Origin of the sequence: Neptuniibacter sp. 2_MG-2023, assembly GCF_030547495.1 — a bacterium.
Lineage (GTDB): Bacteria > Pseudomonadota > Gammaproteobacteria > Pseudomonadales > Balneatricaceae > Neptuniibacter.
This window is the reverse complement of the sequence record NZ_JAUOQC010000001.1, coordinates 266,012-285,153: the sequence shown is the minus strand read 5'-3', so window position 1 is coordinate 285,153 and position 19,142 is coordinate 266,012. Positions and strand designations below refer to the sequence as shown.

The window sequence follows — 19,142 nt, the reverse complement described above, 5'->3', positions numbered from 1 at the left end:
TCAGTAATTATACGTAGAGTTAATTGTGTTCTTTTAGGCTATCCTTTAGGCTTACCTACTAAAGCATTTTCTTAAGTTGTATCTAAGGTGTAATGTGAGCCAGCCTGTTCCGGTTGTAATTTGTGATGATTCGAGCTTAGCACGTAAGCAAATGGCTTCTGTCCTGAGTGGATGGAATGTTGAGGTGACGTTTGCTGAACATGGTTTGGCAGGGCTTGAAGCCGTTCGGGCAGGAAAAGGCGATATTCTATTTCTTGATTTAACTATGCCGCTTATGGATGGTTATCAGGTTTTAGAGCGCATCCGTAAAGATGACTTACCCACCATGGTTATCGTTATTTCTGGTGATGTCCAATCAGAAGCCAGAGAGCGTGTGCTGGCATTAGGTGCCCTTGAATTCATCAGTAAGCCAACAACCCCAGAGAAGATTGCTGAAGTTTTAAATCGTTTTGGGCTTCTGACTGAGTTAGAGCAGACAGCTGAGAGCTCCTCTGAAGAACCGTCTGAGATCGGACTACCTGAATATTATAAAGAGATAGCCAATATAGCGATGGGGCAAGCCGGAGAGATGCTTGCTAGGCTACTGAATACATTCGTCCATCTTCCAATTCCCGTTGTAGCTATGGTTGACCCGCAAAGCTTACAGAGCAGGCTTGTCACTGCTCAAGATAATGAGTATGAGCTGATTAGCCAAGGTTTTATCGGTGGCGGGGTTGCAGGAGAGGCGTTTTTATTAATTGAAAAAAGTAATTTTGATAAAGTTGCTACACTTATGGATCTCCAAGATTCAGGGACGTTCCGAACGTCTGAGCTTCTTATGTCATTATCAAATGCCTTGATCGGTGCTTTCCTAACCAGTTTTGCAAAGCAGCTCGATATTGAATTTAGTAAAGCAACTCCTTATATCCTACGTGACTTTCTTGGGTTCGATGAGCAAGCAGAGAATTGGGATCAAAGCTTGATGATCACAATCGATTATCAGATGGATGAGCATGATACCCGCTGTGAGCTTATGTTAGTGTTTACACAGGACTCACTCGTTAAACTACAAACTATAGCGAGTTACTTCTCATGAATGGGACCGCCTTAAATGAGATTGACGATCTGCACTGGACTTTAGGTTTAATCCAGAATTTGGAGGTAGGTTTAGTTGTTATTGATCGTCAAGCCTGCATTAAATTGTGGAATGGCTTTATGGCAAACCATTCAGGTATCCCAGCTCAAAATGTTGCAGGTGAAAACCTTTTCAAAAGGTTTCCAGAATTGCCAGCGAATTGGTTAAATCAGAAACTCGAGTCAGTTTTTTTATTAAGAAATCCCGCTTATATTTCGTGGGAGCAGCGTCCTTATCTTTTTCATTTTAAGAATAACCGTCCTATTACAGGTTATTCTAAATTTATGTATCAAAATATTACCTTGATTCCGCTAACCTCTCCAACAGGCGATGTTGATCATATAGGTATTTTGATCTACGACGTAACAGATACCGCAACAGGGCAAATTGCATTAGAAGACGCTAACAAAAAGCTGAAAAAATTAAGCCGCGAAGACCGGCTAACCGGTTTATATAACCGTGGGTACTGGGAAGAGTGTTTAAACCAAGAGTATGCGCGTTATAGCCGAACAGAGTCTGTTAGCTCACTCGTTATGTTTGATATTGATCACTTTAAGAAAGTGAATGATACTTATGGCCATCAGGCGGGTGATGAGGTTATTCGCGTAATATCTCAGGCCTTACAGGCGCAGGCACGTAAGACTGATATTGCCGGACGTTATGGTGGTGAGGAATTTGGGGCTATCCTCACTGGTACTAACGGTATCAATGCGATGATCTTTGCTGAAAGGTTACGTGAAAATGTTGCGTCACTCAGCGTGCAATATGGTGAGCATCAGATTAACTGCTCTATTAGTTTAGGTGTGTCTGAAATTGATCTAGAAGTTCAGAGTGCTACTGCTTGGTTAGAGCAAGCAGATAAGGCCTTATATAAATCCAAACAAAATGGACGCAATAAGGTTACCCTTTTTGACTCATAAAATTTTTAATGCCTAATTACAAATAATGAACCAACAAAAGCGATACGAAATATTTTCTCGTTGGCGAGACGAGAACCCTCATCCCACCACTGAGCTAGAGTATAGCTCCCCTTTTGAATTGCTGATTGCTGTTATTTTGTCTGCCCAATCCACCGATGTTGGGGTCAATAAAGCGACTCGAAAGTTGTATCCCGTTGCCAATACTCCCGAAGCAATCTATGCCTTAGGTGTTGATGGCTTAAAGGAATATATAAAAACCATTGGCTTATTTAATACCAAAGCTGAAAATGTAATCAAAACCTGCAAAATGCTGGTGGAGCTACATGATTCAGTTGTACCTGATACGCGTGAAGCCTTAGAAGCCTTGCCAGGTGTGGGGCGTAAAACCGCCAATGTCGTTTTAAATACTGCTTTTGGGCAGCCTGCGATGGCTGTTGATACGCATATCTTCCGGGTATCTAACCGCACTAAAATTGCACCGGGAAAAAATGTTAATGAAGTTGAGCAGAAGCTTATGCGTTTTATTCCTAAGGAGTTCCTGATTGATGCCCACCACTGGCTAATTCTTCATGGACGTTATATTTGTGTGGCTAGAAAACCCAAATGCGGTGCCTGCCTTATTGAAGACCTCTGTGAGTATAAAGATAAAACCGATATCTAAGTCGGTATTTATTTTCAATAGATTTTCACCTTTAGCTCCGTACTCGTTTCTGTTTAGCTAACTCACTATTTAGTTGTTATAACCTCTTGATTTCATGGGAATGTAATAGTGCAGCTAAGTGGGTGTTAAAGTTACTCAGTTTATCTGTGTATAAGTTGTTGGATAAGTTTTGGGTAGATTGCTGGAAGCCTTGTTTTATAAGGCATTGAGCTTTTTGGTGTTTATCTGATCTTTTTAGAAAGTTTATTTTAATCAATAGGTTATAGTTTTTGCCGTTTAAATATAAAAGATGGCTTAGATTTTTATCCACACTATGTAGCTATTATATATAGGTGTGGACTTAATTTTTTATCTTGACTTTTTTAACCCTAGAAAACGCGGCCTTTTTAAGGAAAGTATGTCCTTACATTCCTTTTTAAAATATTTATATGCTTAGAAATGTAAATAAGATTTTTATCTAGATATCTAAGCTATTTCGGTAGCTCATCAGGTCATTTCAGGGAGCGTTGTCATAAAGCAGGGATCAGTATTGTCTAGTGTAGGTTGTGCGGCTTTTGACTCAAAGCCTTTACACAAATTGTGTCGATTTGTTTTCTGTTATCCTAAGGTTAGTTGCTGTTAGAGAGATGATCGATAGCATCAATTTTCATGTAAAATCCTACGAAACTTTAATGCGATGATTAGATAATAAATGGTTAAGGATACAGGCCTGAGTCGTTGGTATGTCTATATAGTGAAATGTGTTGATGGCACATTATATACAGGAGTAACAACTGATATAGAGCGCCGCTTACGTCAGCATAATGGTGATTTAGTGGGAGGGGCTAAATACACACGAGTGCGCCGACCGGTTCAAATGGTATGGCGTGAAGAGCAACCCGATCAATCATCAGCCTGTCAACGTGAAGCGGCGATCAAAAAGTTATCTAGGGCTGAAAAGCTGCGCCTTGTAGATTGATCGTTCGAGTTTTTCTCTTAGTTTATATGTGCTAAACCATAATTTTGATCAGTCTCTCTAGTATGTTTGTTAACTCTTCGCCTAGTGGTAAGGCCTAATTATCTAGGCGCTAAAAATGTACTATTTTTCGAAGCGCTGAAGGAATCTGATGTCAGCATAAAGGTAATATCTGTTTTTGCTGGTAGCATGTGATTTGGCGCACAAACTTTGTAAAGTGTTGTTGTACTTTGATCGATCAAATTCAGATGATTAGGGCCGATGAGTTGTAAAGGAATGGAAGAGCTTGGGGCGGTAATAGCAACGGAAATCTGCTTTATGCGAGAAGTGAAAGCTTCGAGTTCAAGATGGTAGTGATTACAGATTAGCCCTTCAGTGACTTGATAAAGTGAAGCTCTATCCCGAGCAATTTCTATGATCAATTCAGTCTTATTTTGTAGTGTATAAGTGACTCCCCAAGCTGTGGCAATACAGATGCTTAAGTAACCTAGTAGTCGTGGTCTTAGTAAAGAGCGGGTTTTATCTTTCTGAGACTCAATAAGGTTTGATGTTGAGAGTGCCTGTTCTGAATAAAAGTCAATCAGGCCCGTTTTTTTACCTAATTTAACCATTACAGAATCACAGGCATCAATACAAGCTGCACAATCGATACAAGCGGCTTGAAGGCCATTTCGTATATCAATTCCTGTAGGGCATACTTGGACGCAAATCCCACAATCTACGCAGTCCCCAGCGTTTTCTTCTTGGCCTCTTAAGTGCTGTCTAGGCTCCCCGCGAGCAGGGTTGTAGGCCACAGTGTAAGTTTTTTCATCAAACATAACCCCTTGAAAACGTGAATAGGGGCACATATGCAAACAAACCTTCTCTCTTACTAAGCCAGCATTAGCGTAGGTTAAGAGGGACATAATAATGATCCATGATAGGCCGAAAAGGGAGAGATCAAAATGAAGCAGATCTTGGATTAATTGATCTATAGGTGTGAAGTAGCCGCAGAAGGTAATAGCCGTAATAAAGGATAGTATTAACCAAAGACTATGTTTGATAACCCGCCTAAAGAGCCTTTGGCTATTGAGTGATTGCTGATCTGATCGAGAGCGTTTTGCAGCACGCCCCTCAATTAAATCTTCGATACGAATAAATAACCAAGTCCATATTGATTGTGGGCAAGCAAATCCGCACCAAACACGTCCCCAACCGACCGCCATAAAGAATAACAAACTGGCCCCGCAAATCATGATGCCTGCAAGGGCAGGCAGATCATACCAAGATAGTTCAGTGCCAAACAGAAAAATACGGTGGGCATCAAAGTCGAACATGATAAGTGGCTGCCCGTTTATACGTACCCAGGTCAGGGTGAAAAATAGGGCCAGTAAGGGCCAGCTCGTTAAGCGTCGTAAGTTTTGATAGAAGCCTTCTACAAGCTTTACATGAAACTTTCCATTCCCAGGCAGTGGAGCGGATTCACAAAGGGAGGTTAGGGGAATTTGATTACTACTAGATGGTTTCATCAGGACGCACTTTTCTAATTACTGATAGCTGCATAATGTACAGAGATAAAAAGATAGGAACAGGCATAGAAAAATAATTTATAATAGGTACAGATGAGAGAGGCTAAATGAAATACCTATATCAAGAACTGGAACAAGAGCTCGCTGAATACATATATTTAGGTCGGCTCCCATCAGGCACTAAACTGCCTTCTATCCGGACTCAATGTGAGGAGAGGGGGCTGTCTAAAGCCACCGTGATTCATGCTTATCAGCGTTTAGAAGCGGCAGGTCTTGTGGAGGTAAGAACAAAGTCAGGCTATTTTGTTTCAGTTCAGCTGAATACTAAGGCAAAAATACCTGCACAAAGCCCCTCTGTAATGCAGATCAGGTCTGAGCCCCATCTGATTGATATGAGCGACGTGATGAGAGATATCATGACGCACAATGCTGCTTTTGATATAGCGCCTCAAATTGATAAACGATCGCAACGCCCTGTAGGTATTACTGAGCTAAATCGTTGTTTATCAAGAGCCTTACGGCAACAGGGCGGTTCTGAACATCAATATTATGATGAGCCAGCAGGGTCACTCTATTTACGTCAGCAAATTGCTAGCCGATATCAGCGTCTAGGTTGTAGGTTTGATGAGCAAGATGTCTTGATTACAGCGGGTTGCCAGCATGCATTATCTTTAGCATTACAATCCTGTTGTCAGGCAGGGGATATAGTCGCAGTTGAATCCCCTGGATTTTATGGTGTGCTGCAGTTATTAGAAAGCCTTGGTTTACAAGTACTTGAAATCCCCGTTACGTCAACGGAGGGTATCTCTATAGATGCTTTAACTGAGACTTTATCTAAATGGAAAATAGCTGCTTGTGTAGTAACTCCTGCATTTGCAACGCCTTTAGGCTCAGTGATGCCTGATACTGAACGTAAGCGGTTGCTTCAATTAGCGGAACAATTTGGCTTTACTATTGTTGAAGATGATATTTATGGGGATCTATCATTTGGTGCGCGTCTTCCCCCATTAAAACAGCTGGGTCGGAATGATAATGTCATTTTATGTGGCTCTTACTCTAAATCACTTTCAAGAGAGTTGAGGCTAGGTTGGGTTGTTTCGAGTAGAGAGCAATCCTCTTTAATGTTTTTAAAAATGGTCAATATGCTTGCCTTAAGCCGTTTTACGCAGCAGGGATTAGTTGATTTTTTGGATGATGGTTCTTACGAAAAGCATCTGCGTAAATATAAGTACTTACTTAAAGAGCAGCGAGATCAGTTGATTGATCTACTGTTTTTATATTGGCGTGAACTTGGCGAGATAAGAGTGAGCCAGCCTCAGGGAGGGCTTGCGTTATGGGTTGAGCTTGAAGAGCACTATAAAGTAGATAACTGTTATTTGGATGCCCGTAGGGAAGGTATAGTGATCACTCCAGGTAACTTATTTACAGCACAAGATCAGTATCGAAATTGTTTACGTATTAGCTTTGCTCACCACTGGAATGCGTCGCGAAAGAATGCAATTAAACGGTTGGGTGAGATTCTATTGGATAAATGCAGCGCTGATAAACCATAAGAAGCTGGATTATCCCTCTTTAAAGCTATTTTTTGGCAGCGATCGATTATTCTTTGATCCTCAAGATAGCCTGAGCTTGTTGTCATAAGCCGGCGTAAAACTGTATAGTAATGTTATATTATATCATTTTATTGGAGAGCATCATGTTCCAGCGAGTCCATTACATTTCTATAGGTAGTGCTTTAATTTCATGCATGTTAAGTCCTATTGCTACAGCACTTGAAGCGCATGTGCATGGGGAAGCGGTGTTAAATATCGCAACAGATCAAGGTGATGTAGAAGCTGTGCTTCGCTCGCCAATGGCGAATATCGTAGGGTTTGAATACGAAGCAAAATCGGCTGAAGATAAAGCGACTCAAGAGAAAGCTTTAAAACTATTACAAAATGCCAATAACATTTTGAAACTTTCTGCCTCTGCTAACTGTCTGACGGAGCATGTTGAGGTTGTTTGGGGTGAAGAGCATGGGGATCATGCGGATCACGAAGAGCATGAAGGCCATGATGATCATGAGGAACATGAGGAACATGCGGATCACGAAGAGCATGAAGGTCATGATGATCATGAGGAACATGCGGATCACGAAGAGCATAAAGGCCATGATGATCATGAGGAACATGCAGATCACGAGGAACATGAAGGTCATGACCATCACGAAGAACATGCGGATCATGAAGAGCATGATCACGAAGTGCATGCTGATATTACGGCGACTTATCATTTTAAGTGTAGTAACCCTGAAGCGTTGACAGATATGACATTAAGTTTGTTTGATTCGTTTAAAGGAGTAGAGAAGCTCCATGTGAATCTAATTACAGATAAGGGAGCTCAGCAGCTTGAGTTAACTCCTTCCTCTAAAGGCTTTAAATTCTAATGGCATTACTCGAGTTTGGTTTTTAAAATGAAAAAATTAGCCGTAACTATCGATGATCTTTTATTTAAGTGGGGTGATGGCACACCCTGCTTAACCATTCCTAAGTTTCAACTTTATCACGGTGAAAAAGTTTTCATAAAAGGCCCCTCGGGTAGCGGAAAAAGCACATTGCTTAATATCTTGGGTGGTGTGCTTGCCCCTGAGCATGGTGATATCAAAGTTTTAGGCCATGACTATGGCCTCATGAAGATGTCCCAGTTAGATAAGTTTAGAGCTGACCATATAGGTTTTATTTTTCAGCAGTTTAACTTACTACCGTTTTTGAGTTTATTAGAAAATGTTTGTCTACCTTGCCGTTTTTCGTCTACGCGAAGAGCACGTGCTATCGATGAGTTTGGTTCTGTAGAACAGGGGGCTGAGGCGCTACTTAAGCGTTTAGGTTTGATGGATAAACATCTCTATCAACAAAATGCAGCGGCCCTTTCTGTAGGGCAGCAACAAAGGGTGAGTGCGGCAAGAGCGATTTTAGGTTCGCCGGAGATTATTATTGCAGATGAACCTACATCGGCACTTGATGTAGATGCGCGAGACCAGTTTTTAGCGTTGTTATTATCTCAATGTGAATTATCCGGCTCCACGTTAATTTTTGTTAGTCACGATAGCGCTTTAGAACATCACTTTTCGCAGAAATTGAGGCTAACCCCTTCATCTAATGGAGGATATAGCTTATGACTTTGTTTCATTTAACCTGGAAAAGCTTTTTAAATAGGAAGGCCACTCTATTAATGATGTTGCTATCTATTAGTATGAGTGTTGTGTTACTGCTAGGTGTAGACATTATAAGGCAGCAAGCTAAAGAGGGGTTTTCATCGACTGTATCTTCTACTGACCTGATCGTAGGTGCGCGAAGTGGGCAGATAAATTTATTACTGTACTCTGTTTTCCATATTGGGAATGCTACCAATAATATAACGTGGAAAAGCTATGAAAATATTAGCCAAGATGCCAATGTTAAATGGAGTATTCCTCTCTCATTAGGTGATTCTCATCGCGGGTTTAGGGTTTTAGGTACCTCCTCAGCGTATTTTGAGCATTACCGATATGGTGCCAAACAGCCACTCGCCTTTTCTCAAGGTAGAGGCTTTGAAGGGCTTTTCGATGTAGTAATTGGTGCTGAGGTTGCTAAAAAACTAGGCTATAACTTAGGCTCTCCCGTTGTGATCGCCCATGGTATGGGGAGTGCCAGTTTGATGAAGCATGATGATAAGCCGTTTAATGTTGTAGGCATTTTAAAACCTACAGGTACGCCTGTTGATAATACGCTTATTGTTTCTTTGGAGGCGATTGAGGCTATCCATGTTGATTGGCAGTCTGGGGTGCAATTACCCGGCTCTAAAGTAACGGCAGAGCAAGTGCTTAAAATGAAACTTAAGCCTAAACAAATTACGGCGTTTATGCTTGGGCTTAACTCTCGTCTTTCTACATTTCATCTACAGCGGAAGATAAATCAGTATAGGAATGAGCCGTTAATGGCTATTTTACCAGGACTTGCTTTGCAGGAGTTGTGGGGTATGTTTTCCTTCGTTGAAAAAACACTGTTCGCTATTTCTGGTTTAGTGGTTGTTTCAGGAGTTCTTGGGTTGCTAGCCTTGCTGTTAAGTAGTTTAAATGAACGCCGCCGAGAGATGGCTATCTTGCGCTCTGTAGGTGCGCGTCCTATACATATATTGACATTACTTATATTAGAATCATTATTGGTTACGTTATTGAGTGTTTTACTGGGTATTGGTGTACTTTATTTGGTAATGCTTTATGCCAGCCCGTTAATTCAGGATCAGTTTGGGGTACGATTAGCGGTACAAGGTTTAAGTTTATGGCAATGGCAGCTAGTAGGTATGGTGGTCGCGGCTGGATCTTTAGCTGGATTAGTACCCGGTTATCGTGCTTACCGGAACTCTTTGGCTGACGGTATGTCGATTAAGTTATAACAAGAGAAATTGAATGTTTAAACATATTATTATCGCTGTGTGGTTGATCGCTAGCTCAAGTTTTATTTGTGCCGAAGAGGTGATTAACGGTGAGTCAGTGAAGCCAGTAGAGTGGGAACAGTTGATGCCTGCTGATTTCTCTATGGATGCGATATTTAATAGTTCTGAGCAGTTGGCGGCTATTGATGATTTTGATCCTAAAGCACAACAGCTGCTGGATGAGATGATGGTAGCGATGCAATCTGCTCCGACTGTGCCTGATTTTGATGGTCAGATGATTAAAATTCCTGGTTATGTTGTACCGGTCGAATCGGATGGTACGCGTGTTACTGAGTTCTTTTTAGTTCCTTATTTTGGTGCATGTATCCATGTGCCTCCTCCACCCTCCAACCAGATTATTTATGTTCGATTTGAGCCTGGAACTCATGTGGAAAATTTATATGATGCGGTATGGATTAGTGGTCGTATAAATACAGAAACGGTTGTGAATGAGCTTGCGGCTTCCGGTTATACCATGGAAGCTTTTCAGATTGAGCCTTATGATTTGTGATAGACCGGTCATCACTAATATCTGTATAGACTATAAATAGCTGGTTTCACTTCTAGCCTCTAGGTAAAATTGCCTCTTATTTCTAGCCAAGGCTATTTATCGTGGAACAGATCATTGCAGTTATCCTAGATTCCGGGCGAACCGGTTTAGATATGGGTTTATATATTCTTTTACCCATTATGGTTGTAATGTCTGCGTTCATGAAACTCCTTGATGCTAAAGGTGTGCTGAGCTGGTTTTCAAATTTACTGGCACCGATTGCACGTATTTTTGGTATTCCAGGCCTTGGCATTTTTGCCATGATTAAACTGCTTTTTGTTAGTTTCGCAGGCCCTATTGCTACTTTAGCTTTGATGGATAGGAATGGCACATCACGCCGTTATATCGCGGCTACCTTAGCGATGGTCTTAGCTATGTCACAAGCCAATGCGACGTTCCCGTTAAGTGCAATGGGGCTTAATATAGGTGTAATTCTGATTACATCTATAATTGGTGGCTTAGCGGCAGCTTCTTTCACTTACTACGTGCTAACTCGTAACCTTGTTGATCCTGATACTGCTGAAACTGTCGTCAAATCGACCTCGCCAGAAGAGGAGAAAAAAACGGTTATTCAGATCTTAGGTGATGGTGGTCAAGAGGGGATGAAGATCGTGTTCGGTATGCTGCCTATGCTAATACTGGCGATCTTTTTAGTGAATGTATTTGAAGCGACAGGGGTTATTAGTTTATTAAGCTCATTACTCGCCCCGTTACTGGCTCTAATTGGTTTACCTGAAGCAACAGTGCTACCTATAGTGACTAAATTTATTGCAGGTGGAACTGCTTTTATGGGTATCACTATAGATCTGATGAACGAGGGGCTTATTAGTGTAAACGAGCTTAACCGTATGGCCGGTTTTGCCACTAATCCGCTGGATGTTGCTGGTATTGCGATCTTTGCCGCTGCGGGTAAGCGAATCAGCCAAGTGATTCGCTATGCTGTTTATGGTGGCTTGTTCGGTATGACAATAAGAGGCGTGTTACATCTATTTATTTTCTAACGATGTAAAACGAGTTGCGGCCCTTTTTTACCTGCTGGGATAGTGTGTTTGGCGAAAACACCATAGATATGTCCACAGCCATTGCAATAAGCGATTTGGAACCAAGCTTGGCTATCACGTGCTCTTTCTTCGCTGTCTTTTGAAACGATGTGTTCAACCCCTGAGATTGAGCATTCTGGGCATTTAGGTTCAGCCATAGGTGACTCCGATTATTGTGTTTACTTTATTCTATCCTTAGTTGTTGGTAATCACTAAAGGTTCCCTAATATTTAGAGTAAAGCACTATTCCGGTTGGAAATAGTGCTTTGATCCTACGTTATAGTTCTACATTGACTGAGGTTGAGCCACGAATAGCTTTCTCTTTAGCGGCTTGTACAGTTTCATCTCGGGCTAATACAACACCCATACGTCGTTGCCCAGAAACTTCCGGTTTGCCGAATAATCTGATTTGAGTATTCGGCTCCGCAAGGACTTGTTGTAGATTACCAAATCGTACTTTATCTGATTCACCTTCTACTAAGATGACGCTCGATGCAGAGGGACCGTGGAAATGAATATTTGGAATAGGTAGGCCTAAAATAGCTCTAGCATGCAGTGCGAATTCCGATAAATCTTGGGAGATCATCGTCACCATGCCGGTATCATGGGGGCGAGGTGATACTTCGCTAAAGTAAACCTTATCGCCTTTAATAAAGAGTTCAACGCCAAAGAGGCCTTGCCCACCTAGCGCTGATGTTACTTTGCTTGCGATCTCACGAGATTTTTCTAGTGCCACTGGGCTCATTGCTTGCGGTTGCCAGGATTGTCTGTAATCACCGCTTACTTGTATGTGCCCTATAGGTTCGCAAAAGCTAGTGTTGCTATCGTGACGAACGGTAAGCAGTGTTATTTCATAGTCAAAGTCTACAAACCCTTCTACGATGACTTTTCCTTTTCCTGCGCGACCGCCATCTTGAGCATATTGCCAAGCTTGTTCAATTTGGTCAGTGGATTGGATGGTGCTTTGACCTTTACCTGATGAGCTCATAATCGGCTTTACAACACAGGGGATACCCACGGTTTCCACTGCAGCCATATACTCTTCATGTGTTTCGGCAAAACGGTAGTTAGAGGTGGGAATATTAAGCTCTTCTGCGGCTAAACGCCTAATTCCTTCGCGGTTCATCGTGAGTTGAGTTGCACGAGCTGTTGGAATAACGTTGAAGCCTTCATTCTCAAGATCAACTAAGGTTTCGGTCGCTATAGCTTCTATTTCAGGAACAATCAGGTGTGGTTTTTCTAGCTCGATTATTTCACGCAGCGCATCACCATCCAGCATTGAGACGATATGGCTTCTGTGAGCAACCTGCATACCTGGGGCATTTTTGTAGCGATCGACAACAATGACCTCCGCGCCTAAGCGTTGTAATTCGATAACGACTTCTTTGCCCAGTTCTCCACCGCCGCACATCAATACACGTGTAGCTGACGGTGATAGAGGAGTCCCTATTTGTAGCATTGTCCAATCCTCAGCGTGAAAAAATTTCAAGCATTATACGGTGCGAATTATGACAATCGCCAGCAGAATGGAAATTGTCTTCTATAATAAAAGTGTAACTTCGTGTTGAAGTCACGGTTGTATTTTTTGAAATATTGAATTGTCTTTGGTTTTTTATGTGTTTTATCATGACTAGAGATAGTTCTTCCTTTGAAACATTTTTTGAAATGAAATAAGGAGGATAAATAAAAATACATCGACTGGGAGATTGATTGTTGCGGTTTTTGTTAATGCTTTAGGCAGCAGCAATTAGTAGCATTTTTAAGTTGGTATTTTCAGAGTGAACGTCAAAGACTACAGAGTGGTCATAACCACATTAGAAGCACTCTAGAACCTGTCCGCTTAAAAAAGTTCTGGTCGTTTACATTGCTTGTTTTTTGCCTGCAAAGGCTGATTAGTCGGAGTATCCATCCGGCAGGAGGGGATAGTATCTCTTATAGAGGCTATCCCCTCGTTAATTTTAGTCGCTCATGTTGCCCTCTAAGCGATATCACTTAGTCTTAGTTCCCCTTATATTTCTTCCATTCTAATGAGAATGTGCTATCCCTTAGGATAAACATGGGGACGTAACTATGTCTAAAGGTCATGATCGTTATCACGAGCGGAATTGTGGGCTGTCAATTTTTGGCAAGGATTTAGTGCGGCGTAGTGGGGCACATTGCGAACTATGCGGCGACCATGGTGTTAAGTTGCATATCTATGAGGTGGCAGCTGTTTCAAAACTACCTGATTTGAATCACTGTCTTATGGTCTGCGATGTGTGTTTTACGCAGATTGAAAAACCAAAATCACAAGATAACAACCATTGGCGCTGCTTAAATCATTCAATCTGGAGTGAAGTGCCTGTGGTCAAAGTTCTTGCTGTAGCTATATTGAAGCGTGTTGCAGAGCAAGATTTTTGGGCTGTTCAGCTTTTAGAGCAAGTTTATTTAGAACCTGAAGAGCGGGAATGGTTAGCTAAAGTGCAACTCCCTTAATTTGATGTTTTAGCGACTGATTTCCCCGGCCAAGCTTTTAACAAAGTTATTTTTGATCATTGCCGTAGATGTCAGTGTTGCTAATAGAAAGTGAAGTTTGCAGAAGCAGGCTTCTAATGTCATTTCAGCCCCTGATATAACACCAATCTCATTTAAAATTGAGCTGCATGCGTATTGCCCCTGAAAGATCTCAGCTTGTAAGCACTGGCTGTTATTGACGAAAATTACGCCTCGTTGTGCAGCAGCCTTCAGTGCATCAATTAGTTCCTGATTTTGATCAGGCAAATTACCTACGCCGTAACTCCGCAAAATAATGGCTTTACAGTCTGGGTCTGAACTGAGTAATTCAACGTGCTTGCCATTAATTCCTGGATATATGGGCAGTATAACAACGGCATTTTTTTTAAACTCGGGGTTTAAAAAGCGAGGTTGTTTTTGGGGCAAAAAGAGGTTGGAGTGTAGCTCGACATTAAGCCCAACTTGGCCGAGCCAAGGGAAGTTCGGGCTGTTAAAAGCATCTAACCCTGTTGCTTTCACTTTACTCGATCTATTTCCTCTTAAAAGTCGTCCGCTAAAGTAAATGCAGACTTCATTTATTGAGTTATCAGTGGCCAGAAGCAGTGTTGTAATTAGATTATCGAGTGCATCGTTTCGCAGTTGTGATAAGGGAATCTGAGAGCCGGTGAAGATAACGGGTTTTGATAAACCTTGTAAGATGAAGGACAGCATTGAAGCACTGTAAGCCATAGTATCGGTACCATGAAGCACAATAAAGCCATCATAGTCCTCATATTTCTGGATAATAATGTCTGCCATTTCAGTCCAATGGCTAGGGATTAAATTGGCGCTATCTATTAACGGATTTAGCTCCAGCATATCGAACTCTGGGAGCAGAGCGTGGTGTGAATGGGCTAAACGGCTTCTTATTAATGATTCAAACCCTGGGACAGGAGTGTAGCCGTTAGCGGATGATTCCATACCTATAGTTCCACCAGTATAGATCATCAGTATTTTAGTCGTCATAGGGCGCTCCCGCTTCAATTGAACATATATATACGTTGAACTAAGGGAGAAGTGAAGCGTTTATACATTTTTGCCTATTAAGCATTATTTATCGGAGAGCCTAGCTCTCTAGGGCTTTTTAATAGTTCGCTGATCTGTGCTTTAGGTAAAGGTTTGCTGAAGAGGAACCCTTGTAGCTCTTCGCAGGTTTGCGTTAACAGGAAATTACGTTGCTGGGGAGTCTCTACACCCTCTGCAATCACTTGAAGATTAAGGCTGTGAGCCATTGTTATAATTGCTTGAGTGATTTCAGCACTTTCTACACTTTGCCCTAAATCACGCACAAAACTTTGGTCGATTTTTATACGATCTAAAGGGAATTGCTTTAGGTAACTTAAAGAGGAATAGCCGGTACCAAAATCGTCTACGGCAATATTAATCCCAATATCTTTTAGCTCGTGTAAAGTTTGAATGGTCGTCTCAAAGTTACTCATAAGAGCAGATTCTGTTAGCTCGAGCTCCAATAGGTGTGCAGGGAGCGCAGTGATATCCAATATTTGTTTTACACGCTCAACTATAAAATTATCATAAAATTGAATAGCTGAAATATTGATGGCTATACGTATCTCTTTTTTCAGGCCTTTGTTCCAAGTGACGGCTTGTTTACAGGCCGTTTCCAGTACCCAATCCCCTATAGGCATAATTAGTCCAGTTTTCTCTGCAATAGGAATAAAAGATGCTGGGGATATGTTACCTCTTTCAGGATGTTTCCAGCGTAATAGTGCTTCTAGGCCGATTATTTCTCCGGTAGCGCTGATGACTTGAGGTTGATAATAGACTTCCAGTTGGTTTTGATTGAGAGCTAAGTGAAGGTCCCGCGTTAATGAGGATTCGTCGATAATTTCCTGTTTTAAATGCAACGAATAATAGTACAGCCCGCGCTTGTTGTTGGATTTTGCTTTATGCATGGCCGCATAGGCATTACTGATTAATATATCGGTACTGTCTCCATCTTGTGGGTAGGTACTGACACCAATGGAGGGTTTAAAGAAAAAATGATCGCCCTGTAACTCGCAAGGTAATTGTAGTAGTTGGATCAGGCGGTGGCCGATTCTTGCAGTATCCGAAGGTGAGGACTGATTGGTAATAATTGTCGCAAACTCTATTCCACTAAGGCGCGCGACTGGGTAGGAGAATCCGACCGCTTTTTGTATTTGTTGTGCTGCCATGGCTAGAATTTCATCACCTGCATTGAGGCCTAAACGGTTATTAACTTCTTTGATGCCACTAAGTTGGATGATCAGCAGTGAAACATTTTGCGTGCTAGGTGTTTCTGTCAGTGTGCTCGCCAGTTGGTCTTTGAACATTGTTTTATTAGGTAGGTGCGTTATTGGATCAAAGTTAAGTTGCTGGTACACCTCGTTGTTAAGCTGCGTTAGTTTGTATTGGGTTTCTAAGGAGCGGCGCCAACTAAAGAGCGAGAAAACTAAAATCAGTACGAGCATAGTATTTGTTGGAGGAAGCCAAAGTTGAGCTTCACGTAAGAGAGTAAAGGATAAAACTAATGCTGCTAGCAATGTAAAAGGTAAGCTTATTGGAAAGTACCGTTTGGGGAGCACGATGGCAGCTAATACTAATAATGTAGTTAAAATGAGAGTGGATAAGTATTGTTGCCACGGTGTTATCTCAGTGATAAATCGGGATTCCAGTAATGCCGCCGCTATATTTGCATTGAGTTCTACGCCGGGCATCCGTTGATGGTGTCCAGAAACAGGGGTGCTTACGGCATCTCCCATTCCGGTCGCGGTAGCACCTATGATGACTATTTTATCTTTTAAATGTTCTCGGCCTATCTTGCCATTCAATACATCAATATATGAATAATGAGTGAAATGCCCTGGAGGGCCGTAAAAAGGGATTAGTAATGGGGTTTTACGTACCCAGCCGGTATCACTGCTTTGTGTTTTTTCTAGAGCCGGCGTTAAAGGGTAATCGCGGATAGCTTGTTGGAGGGCAAGGCCTAATATAGGCCAATGAGCGTCACCTAAGCCGGCGTAGAGGTAAACTCGACGGCAGATACCATCAATATCTAACTCAGTATCAACATGAGCAAATCCGGCACTATGCTCAGCAATAGTAGGGGTTGGTAGTAGCTCGGTAATTTGTGAATTTAATGATTTTTCAGGTGCTACCGCCAGAAAAACGTGACCATTTTTTTCTATAGCTTCAGCAAATAGGCGGTCATTCTCAAGGGATTCTTTTTCGGAAAATAAAATATCAAAGCCCACAGCGGTGGTTTGGGCTTGGGTCAGTTGATTAAGTAATTCTGCATGGGTCGTTCGAGGCCATGGCCAGCGCCCCAGACGTATGATGCTTTCTTCATCAATCGCAATAATAACGATCTCTTCAGGGGCTGGGTGGCTCGATAAATTTAACAACGTGTCGTAAATAATCAGGTCTATACGTTTAAGCACAGAACTGTTGAAGCTAACAACCAGCAATAACAGCATAAAGCCTATAACAAAAAGCTGGATACGACGTTTATTCATAGTCTGTATGTGTTCACAGCAACAATATAGTGGCTACAAAAGAACCAAATACATAGATCCAGTTTTCGTTCGGGGGCGGTGTTAATTCTTGAGTAACACCCCAAGCACCGGCAAAGCCATCTTCTGCTAGGGATCTAACGCGAACATATCTATATCCTTCAGGACGCTCCAGTGTAATCTCCGGCTTTGTTAACCTTGTATCTGTAATAATGGATTTAAATGATGGATCTTTAGATATTTGTATTTGGTAGGATTCATCCGGTAAGCCTAAAGTCCATGAGAGTTTTATTTCACGTTCATTTTGGACGAGTGCGGGCTCGGGAGTCGCAGGAATTGGTTTTACGGTTAAGCTACGTTGAGTACCATAAGGTCCTAATTCTCCATCGCCAGCAAGACTGGCTACACGCCAGTAATAGGTGTTGGTGGGCAGTAGTTCGGATGCCGTAAATTGGTTGCTCGTTAATGAAGGGCGATCAAGTAATATGTTAGAAAACTGTTGATCGGACGCTATCTGTAATCGGTAGCTGACCGCTTCGCTGGATTGGGTCCATTCCAATACAGGGGCTTTCCCACGTATTGTAGCCTTATTATTTGGTGCCATAGGGAAAGGCGGTTGAGGGTGTGCATTGAGTGTGAATGTTTGTACGCGTTCTATACCCTCAATTCCATATTTGTCGACAGCACGCAGTTGTAGGAAGTATGTATCATCACTTAGGTCAGGAAGGCTGATGGCATTTCGTTCACTGTCACTATCCCATAACACTGTACTAAACTCATTTGACTCTGCAATGATGAAACGATAGCGCTGCGCACCCTCTATAGCTTCCCAGCGGATTTGAGAACCGATGGTTTCGATCGGTTGTGGGTAAGCCAATAGCTGAGGAGCGGGTAGGAGCTTTTTAGGTTTTAATGGCGCTTTATTTTTAACAACATGAGTCCCGTAGCCAGCACGAACTAAACGTGTAGTTTTCGCACCTTTTACCGCGACGCCACCTTCTAATACCTCAATAGTTGAACTCGTGTCTGCCGCTGTATAAGAGGTTCGGAAGCGGGTTCCCCTAACGGCAGAGATCGCAGCGGGTGTATGGATTTCGAAACGTGAAGCACTGCCTTTTTGTGTTGCAGCATGACTCTCTATATCACCTGATATGAGGCGAACTCTTGAATCCACCATCCCGGTCTCACCATATTTCGTCATATGGTTAAAATCGATTTTAGAGTTTTGTAATACCAGTATCTCACTACCATCTGCAAAGCGAATTAATGCACTGCTTTGTGAATAGGTTTCTAAATGATCGCCAAGATTAAGTTGCTGACCTACACTCACTTGTTGTGAATCAGTGCCTTCTTTGCTTTGCGTGACTACATCCCCTTCAAATTTGATGACTTGTGCTGATGCTGGCTGAGATTTTATCCAATCAATAGGGATACGTAATTTTGTGTTTTCAGGGATGCGTTTCGGGTCGGCGATATTATTAATCTTCTGAAGTTGTTTCCAGTAAGATGTTTTGTAAAGGTGTTTTTCACTGAATTCAGACAGTGTGTCTCCTTGAACGACACTGTAAATCCACTCTTGCGCTATAGCTGAAGGCGTGTTGAAGAGTAGGGTCAACAATACCACTGAAGCAGATTTTTTGTAAAAGTTGAGTATTGTTGTGTCCATGCGAGTACTCCAGAGATTACGTCCATTATTAATCCTAGTCGAGGAATCCTTTTAATGCCGCTCAAGTTATAGAATTAATCCCTCTATTTGCTATTTATATCAGCTTTTAGAGTTAGATGCTTTATCCTGTTAAGTATTTATTAAGGTGGGGGTTTAAATAGGCTTTTCGTTTTTATTTTGCGCTCTATCTCCCTGAAAAAAGTGAATCGCTTTTACTCCTTAACAAGTTTGATTATTCTGAGGTAAATAATAT

Annotated in this window: 17 protein-coding genes; 11 read left to right on the top strand and 6 right to left on the bottom strand. The window is 41.9% G+C overall.

The features are described from left to right. Window positions 1-94 precede the first annotated feature (94 nt). From Q4486_RS01305 to Q4486_RS01290, 4 genes are all read left to right on the top strand, one after another. Complete coding sequence (locus Q4486_RS01305) at window positions 95-1,075, top strand: response regulator (RefSeq protein ID WP_303517777.1); 981 nt, start codon at window positions 95-97, stop codon at window positions 1,073-1,075. Then, complete coding sequence (locus Q4486_RS01300; protein WP_303517776.1) at window positions 1,072-2,034, top strand: diguanylate cyclase; 963 nt, start codon at window positions 1,072-1,074, stop codon at window positions 2,032-2,034. Before Q4486_RS01305 ends, Q4486_RS01300 begins: the two co-directional genes overlap by 4 nt. Before the next feature lie 25 nt (window positions 2,035-2,059). Further along, window positions 2,060-2,695 carry an endonuclease III gene (gene nth / locus Q4486_RS01295; RefSeq protein ID WP_067862255.1) on the top strand — a complete coding sequence of 212 codons (636 nt, stop codon included), beginning with the start codon at window positions 2,060-2,062 and terminating at the stop codon, window positions 2,693-2,695. A 691-nt stretch (window positions 2,696-3,386) separates the two neighbouring features. Next, window positions 3,387-3,653 (top strand): GIY-YIG nuclease family protein, encoded by a 267-nt coding sequence (locus tag Q4486_RS01290; RefSeq protein WP_067862253.1) that lies wholly within the window; start codon window positions 3,387-3,389, stop codon window positions 3,651-3,653. Window positions 3,654-3,751: 98 nt separating this feature from the next. Here the strand turns inward: Q4486_RS01290 and ccoG are convergent, their stop codons facing one another. Then, window positions 3,752-5,158, bottom strand: a complete 1,407-nt coding sequence (ccoG, locus tag Q4486_RS01285) for a cytochrome c oxidase accessory protein CcoG (protein ID WP_303416031.1) — start codon at window positions 5,156-5,158, stop codon at window positions 3,752-3,754. A gap of 107 nt (window positions 5,159-5,265) precedes the next feature. Between ccoG and Q4486_RS01280 the strand changes: the two genes are divergently transcribed. From Q4486_RS01280 to Q4486_RS01255, 6 genes are all read left to right on the top strand, one after another. Further along, entirely contained in the window at window positions 5,266-6,711 is a 1,446-nt protein-coding gene (locus Q4486_RS01280) for a PLP-dependent aminotransferase family protein (protein ID WP_303517774.1), read from the top strand. A gap of 143 nt (window positions 6,712-6,854) precedes the next feature. Beyond that, on the top strand, window positions 6,855-7,583 hold the full coding sequence (locus tag Q4486_RS01275) for a DUF2796 domain-containing protein (RefSeq protein WP_303517772.1): 729 nt from the start codon (window positions 6,855-6,857) through the stop codon (window positions 7,581-7,583). A 27-nt stretch (window positions 7,584-7,610) separates the two neighbouring features. Continuing rightward, on the top strand, window positions 7,611-8,315 hold the full coding sequence (locus tag Q4486_RS01270) for an ABC transporter ATP-binding protein (protein WP_303517771.1): 705 nt from the start codon (window positions 7,611-7,613) through the stop codon (window positions 8,313-8,315). After that, window positions 8,312-9,571, top strand: a complete 1,260-nt coding sequence (locus Q4486_RS01265) for an ABC transporter permease (RefSeq protein ID WP_303416037.1) — start codon at window positions 8,312-8,314, stop codon at window positions 9,569-9,571. The genes Q4486_RS01270 and Q4486_RS01265 overlap by 4 nt, the downstream gene beginning before the upstream one ends. Window positions 9,572-9,584: 13 nt before the next feature. Continuing rightward, a complete protein-coding gene (locus Q4486_RS01260; RefSeq protein ID WP_303416038.1) occupies window positions 9,585-10,121 on the top strand; it encodes a DUF3299 domain-containing protein in 537 nt (178 codons plus the stop codon). A gap of 101 nt (window positions 10,122-10,222) precedes the next feature. Continuing rightward, window positions 10,223-11,161 carry a nucleoside recognition domain-containing protein gene (locus tag Q4486_RS01255; protein WP_303517770.1) on the top strand — a complete coding sequence of 313 codons (939 nt, stop codon included), beginning with the start codon at window positions 10,223-10,225 and terminating at the stop codon, window positions 11,159-11,161. Here Q4486_RS01255 and Q4486_RS01250 read toward each other — a convergent pair. Both Q4486_RS01250 and purT read right to left on the bottom strand, forming a co-directional pair. Continuing rightward, complete coding sequence (locus tag Q4486_RS01250; RefSeq protein ID WP_067862236.1) at window positions 11,158-11,358, bottom strand: transcriptional regulator; 201 nt, start codon at window positions 11,356-11,358, stop codon at window positions 11,158-11,160. The two genes, Q4486_RS01255 and Q4486_RS01250, sit on opposite strands and share 4 nt — an antisense overlap. Before the next feature lie 119 nt (window positions 11,359-11,477). Beyond that, complete coding sequence (gene purT / locus Q4486_RS01245) at window positions 11,478-12,659, bottom strand: formate-dependent phosphoribosylglycinamide formyltransferase (RefSeq protein WP_067862234.1); 1,182 nt, start codon at window positions 12,657-12,659, stop codon at window positions 11,478-11,480. A gap of 611 nt (window positions 12,660-13,270) precedes the next feature. On the opposite strand from purT, the gene Q4486_RS01240 reads away from it, so the two are divergent. Beyond that, complete coding sequence (locus Q4486_RS01240) at window positions 13,271-13,675, top strand: phnA protein (RefSeq protein ID WP_303517768.1); 405 nt, start codon at window positions 13,271-13,273, stop codon at window positions 13,673-13,675. Between the two features lie 9 nt (window positions 13,676-13,684). On the opposite strand, the gene Q4486_RS01235 is transcribed toward Q4486_RS01240, so the two are convergent. The 3 genes from Q4486_RS01235 to Q4486_RS01225 all read right to left on the bottom strand — a co-directional run bounded on the left by Q4486_RS01235 (window position 13,685) and on the right by Q4486_RS01225 (window position 18,889). After that, window positions 13,685-14,698 (bottom strand): type I asparaginase, encoded by a 1,014-nt coding sequence (locus Q4486_RS01235; protein ID WP_303517766.1) that lies wholly within the window; start codon window positions 14,696-14,698, stop codon window positions 13,685-13,687. A gap of 77 nt (window positions 14,699-14,775) precedes the next feature. Beyond that, window positions 14,776-17,226, bottom strand: coding sequence for an EAL domain-containing protein (locus Q4486_RS01230; RefSeq protein ID WP_303517764.1), 2,451 nt, complete (start codon window positions 17,224-17,226; stop codon window positions 14,776-14,778). A gap of 13 nt (window positions 17,227-17,239) precedes the next feature. After that, entirely contained in the window at window positions 17,240-18,889 is a 1,650-nt protein-coding gene (locus tag Q4486_RS01225) for a FecR domain-containing protein (protein ID WP_303517762.1), read from the bottom strand. Window positions 18,890-19,142: the final 253 nt, after the last annotated feature.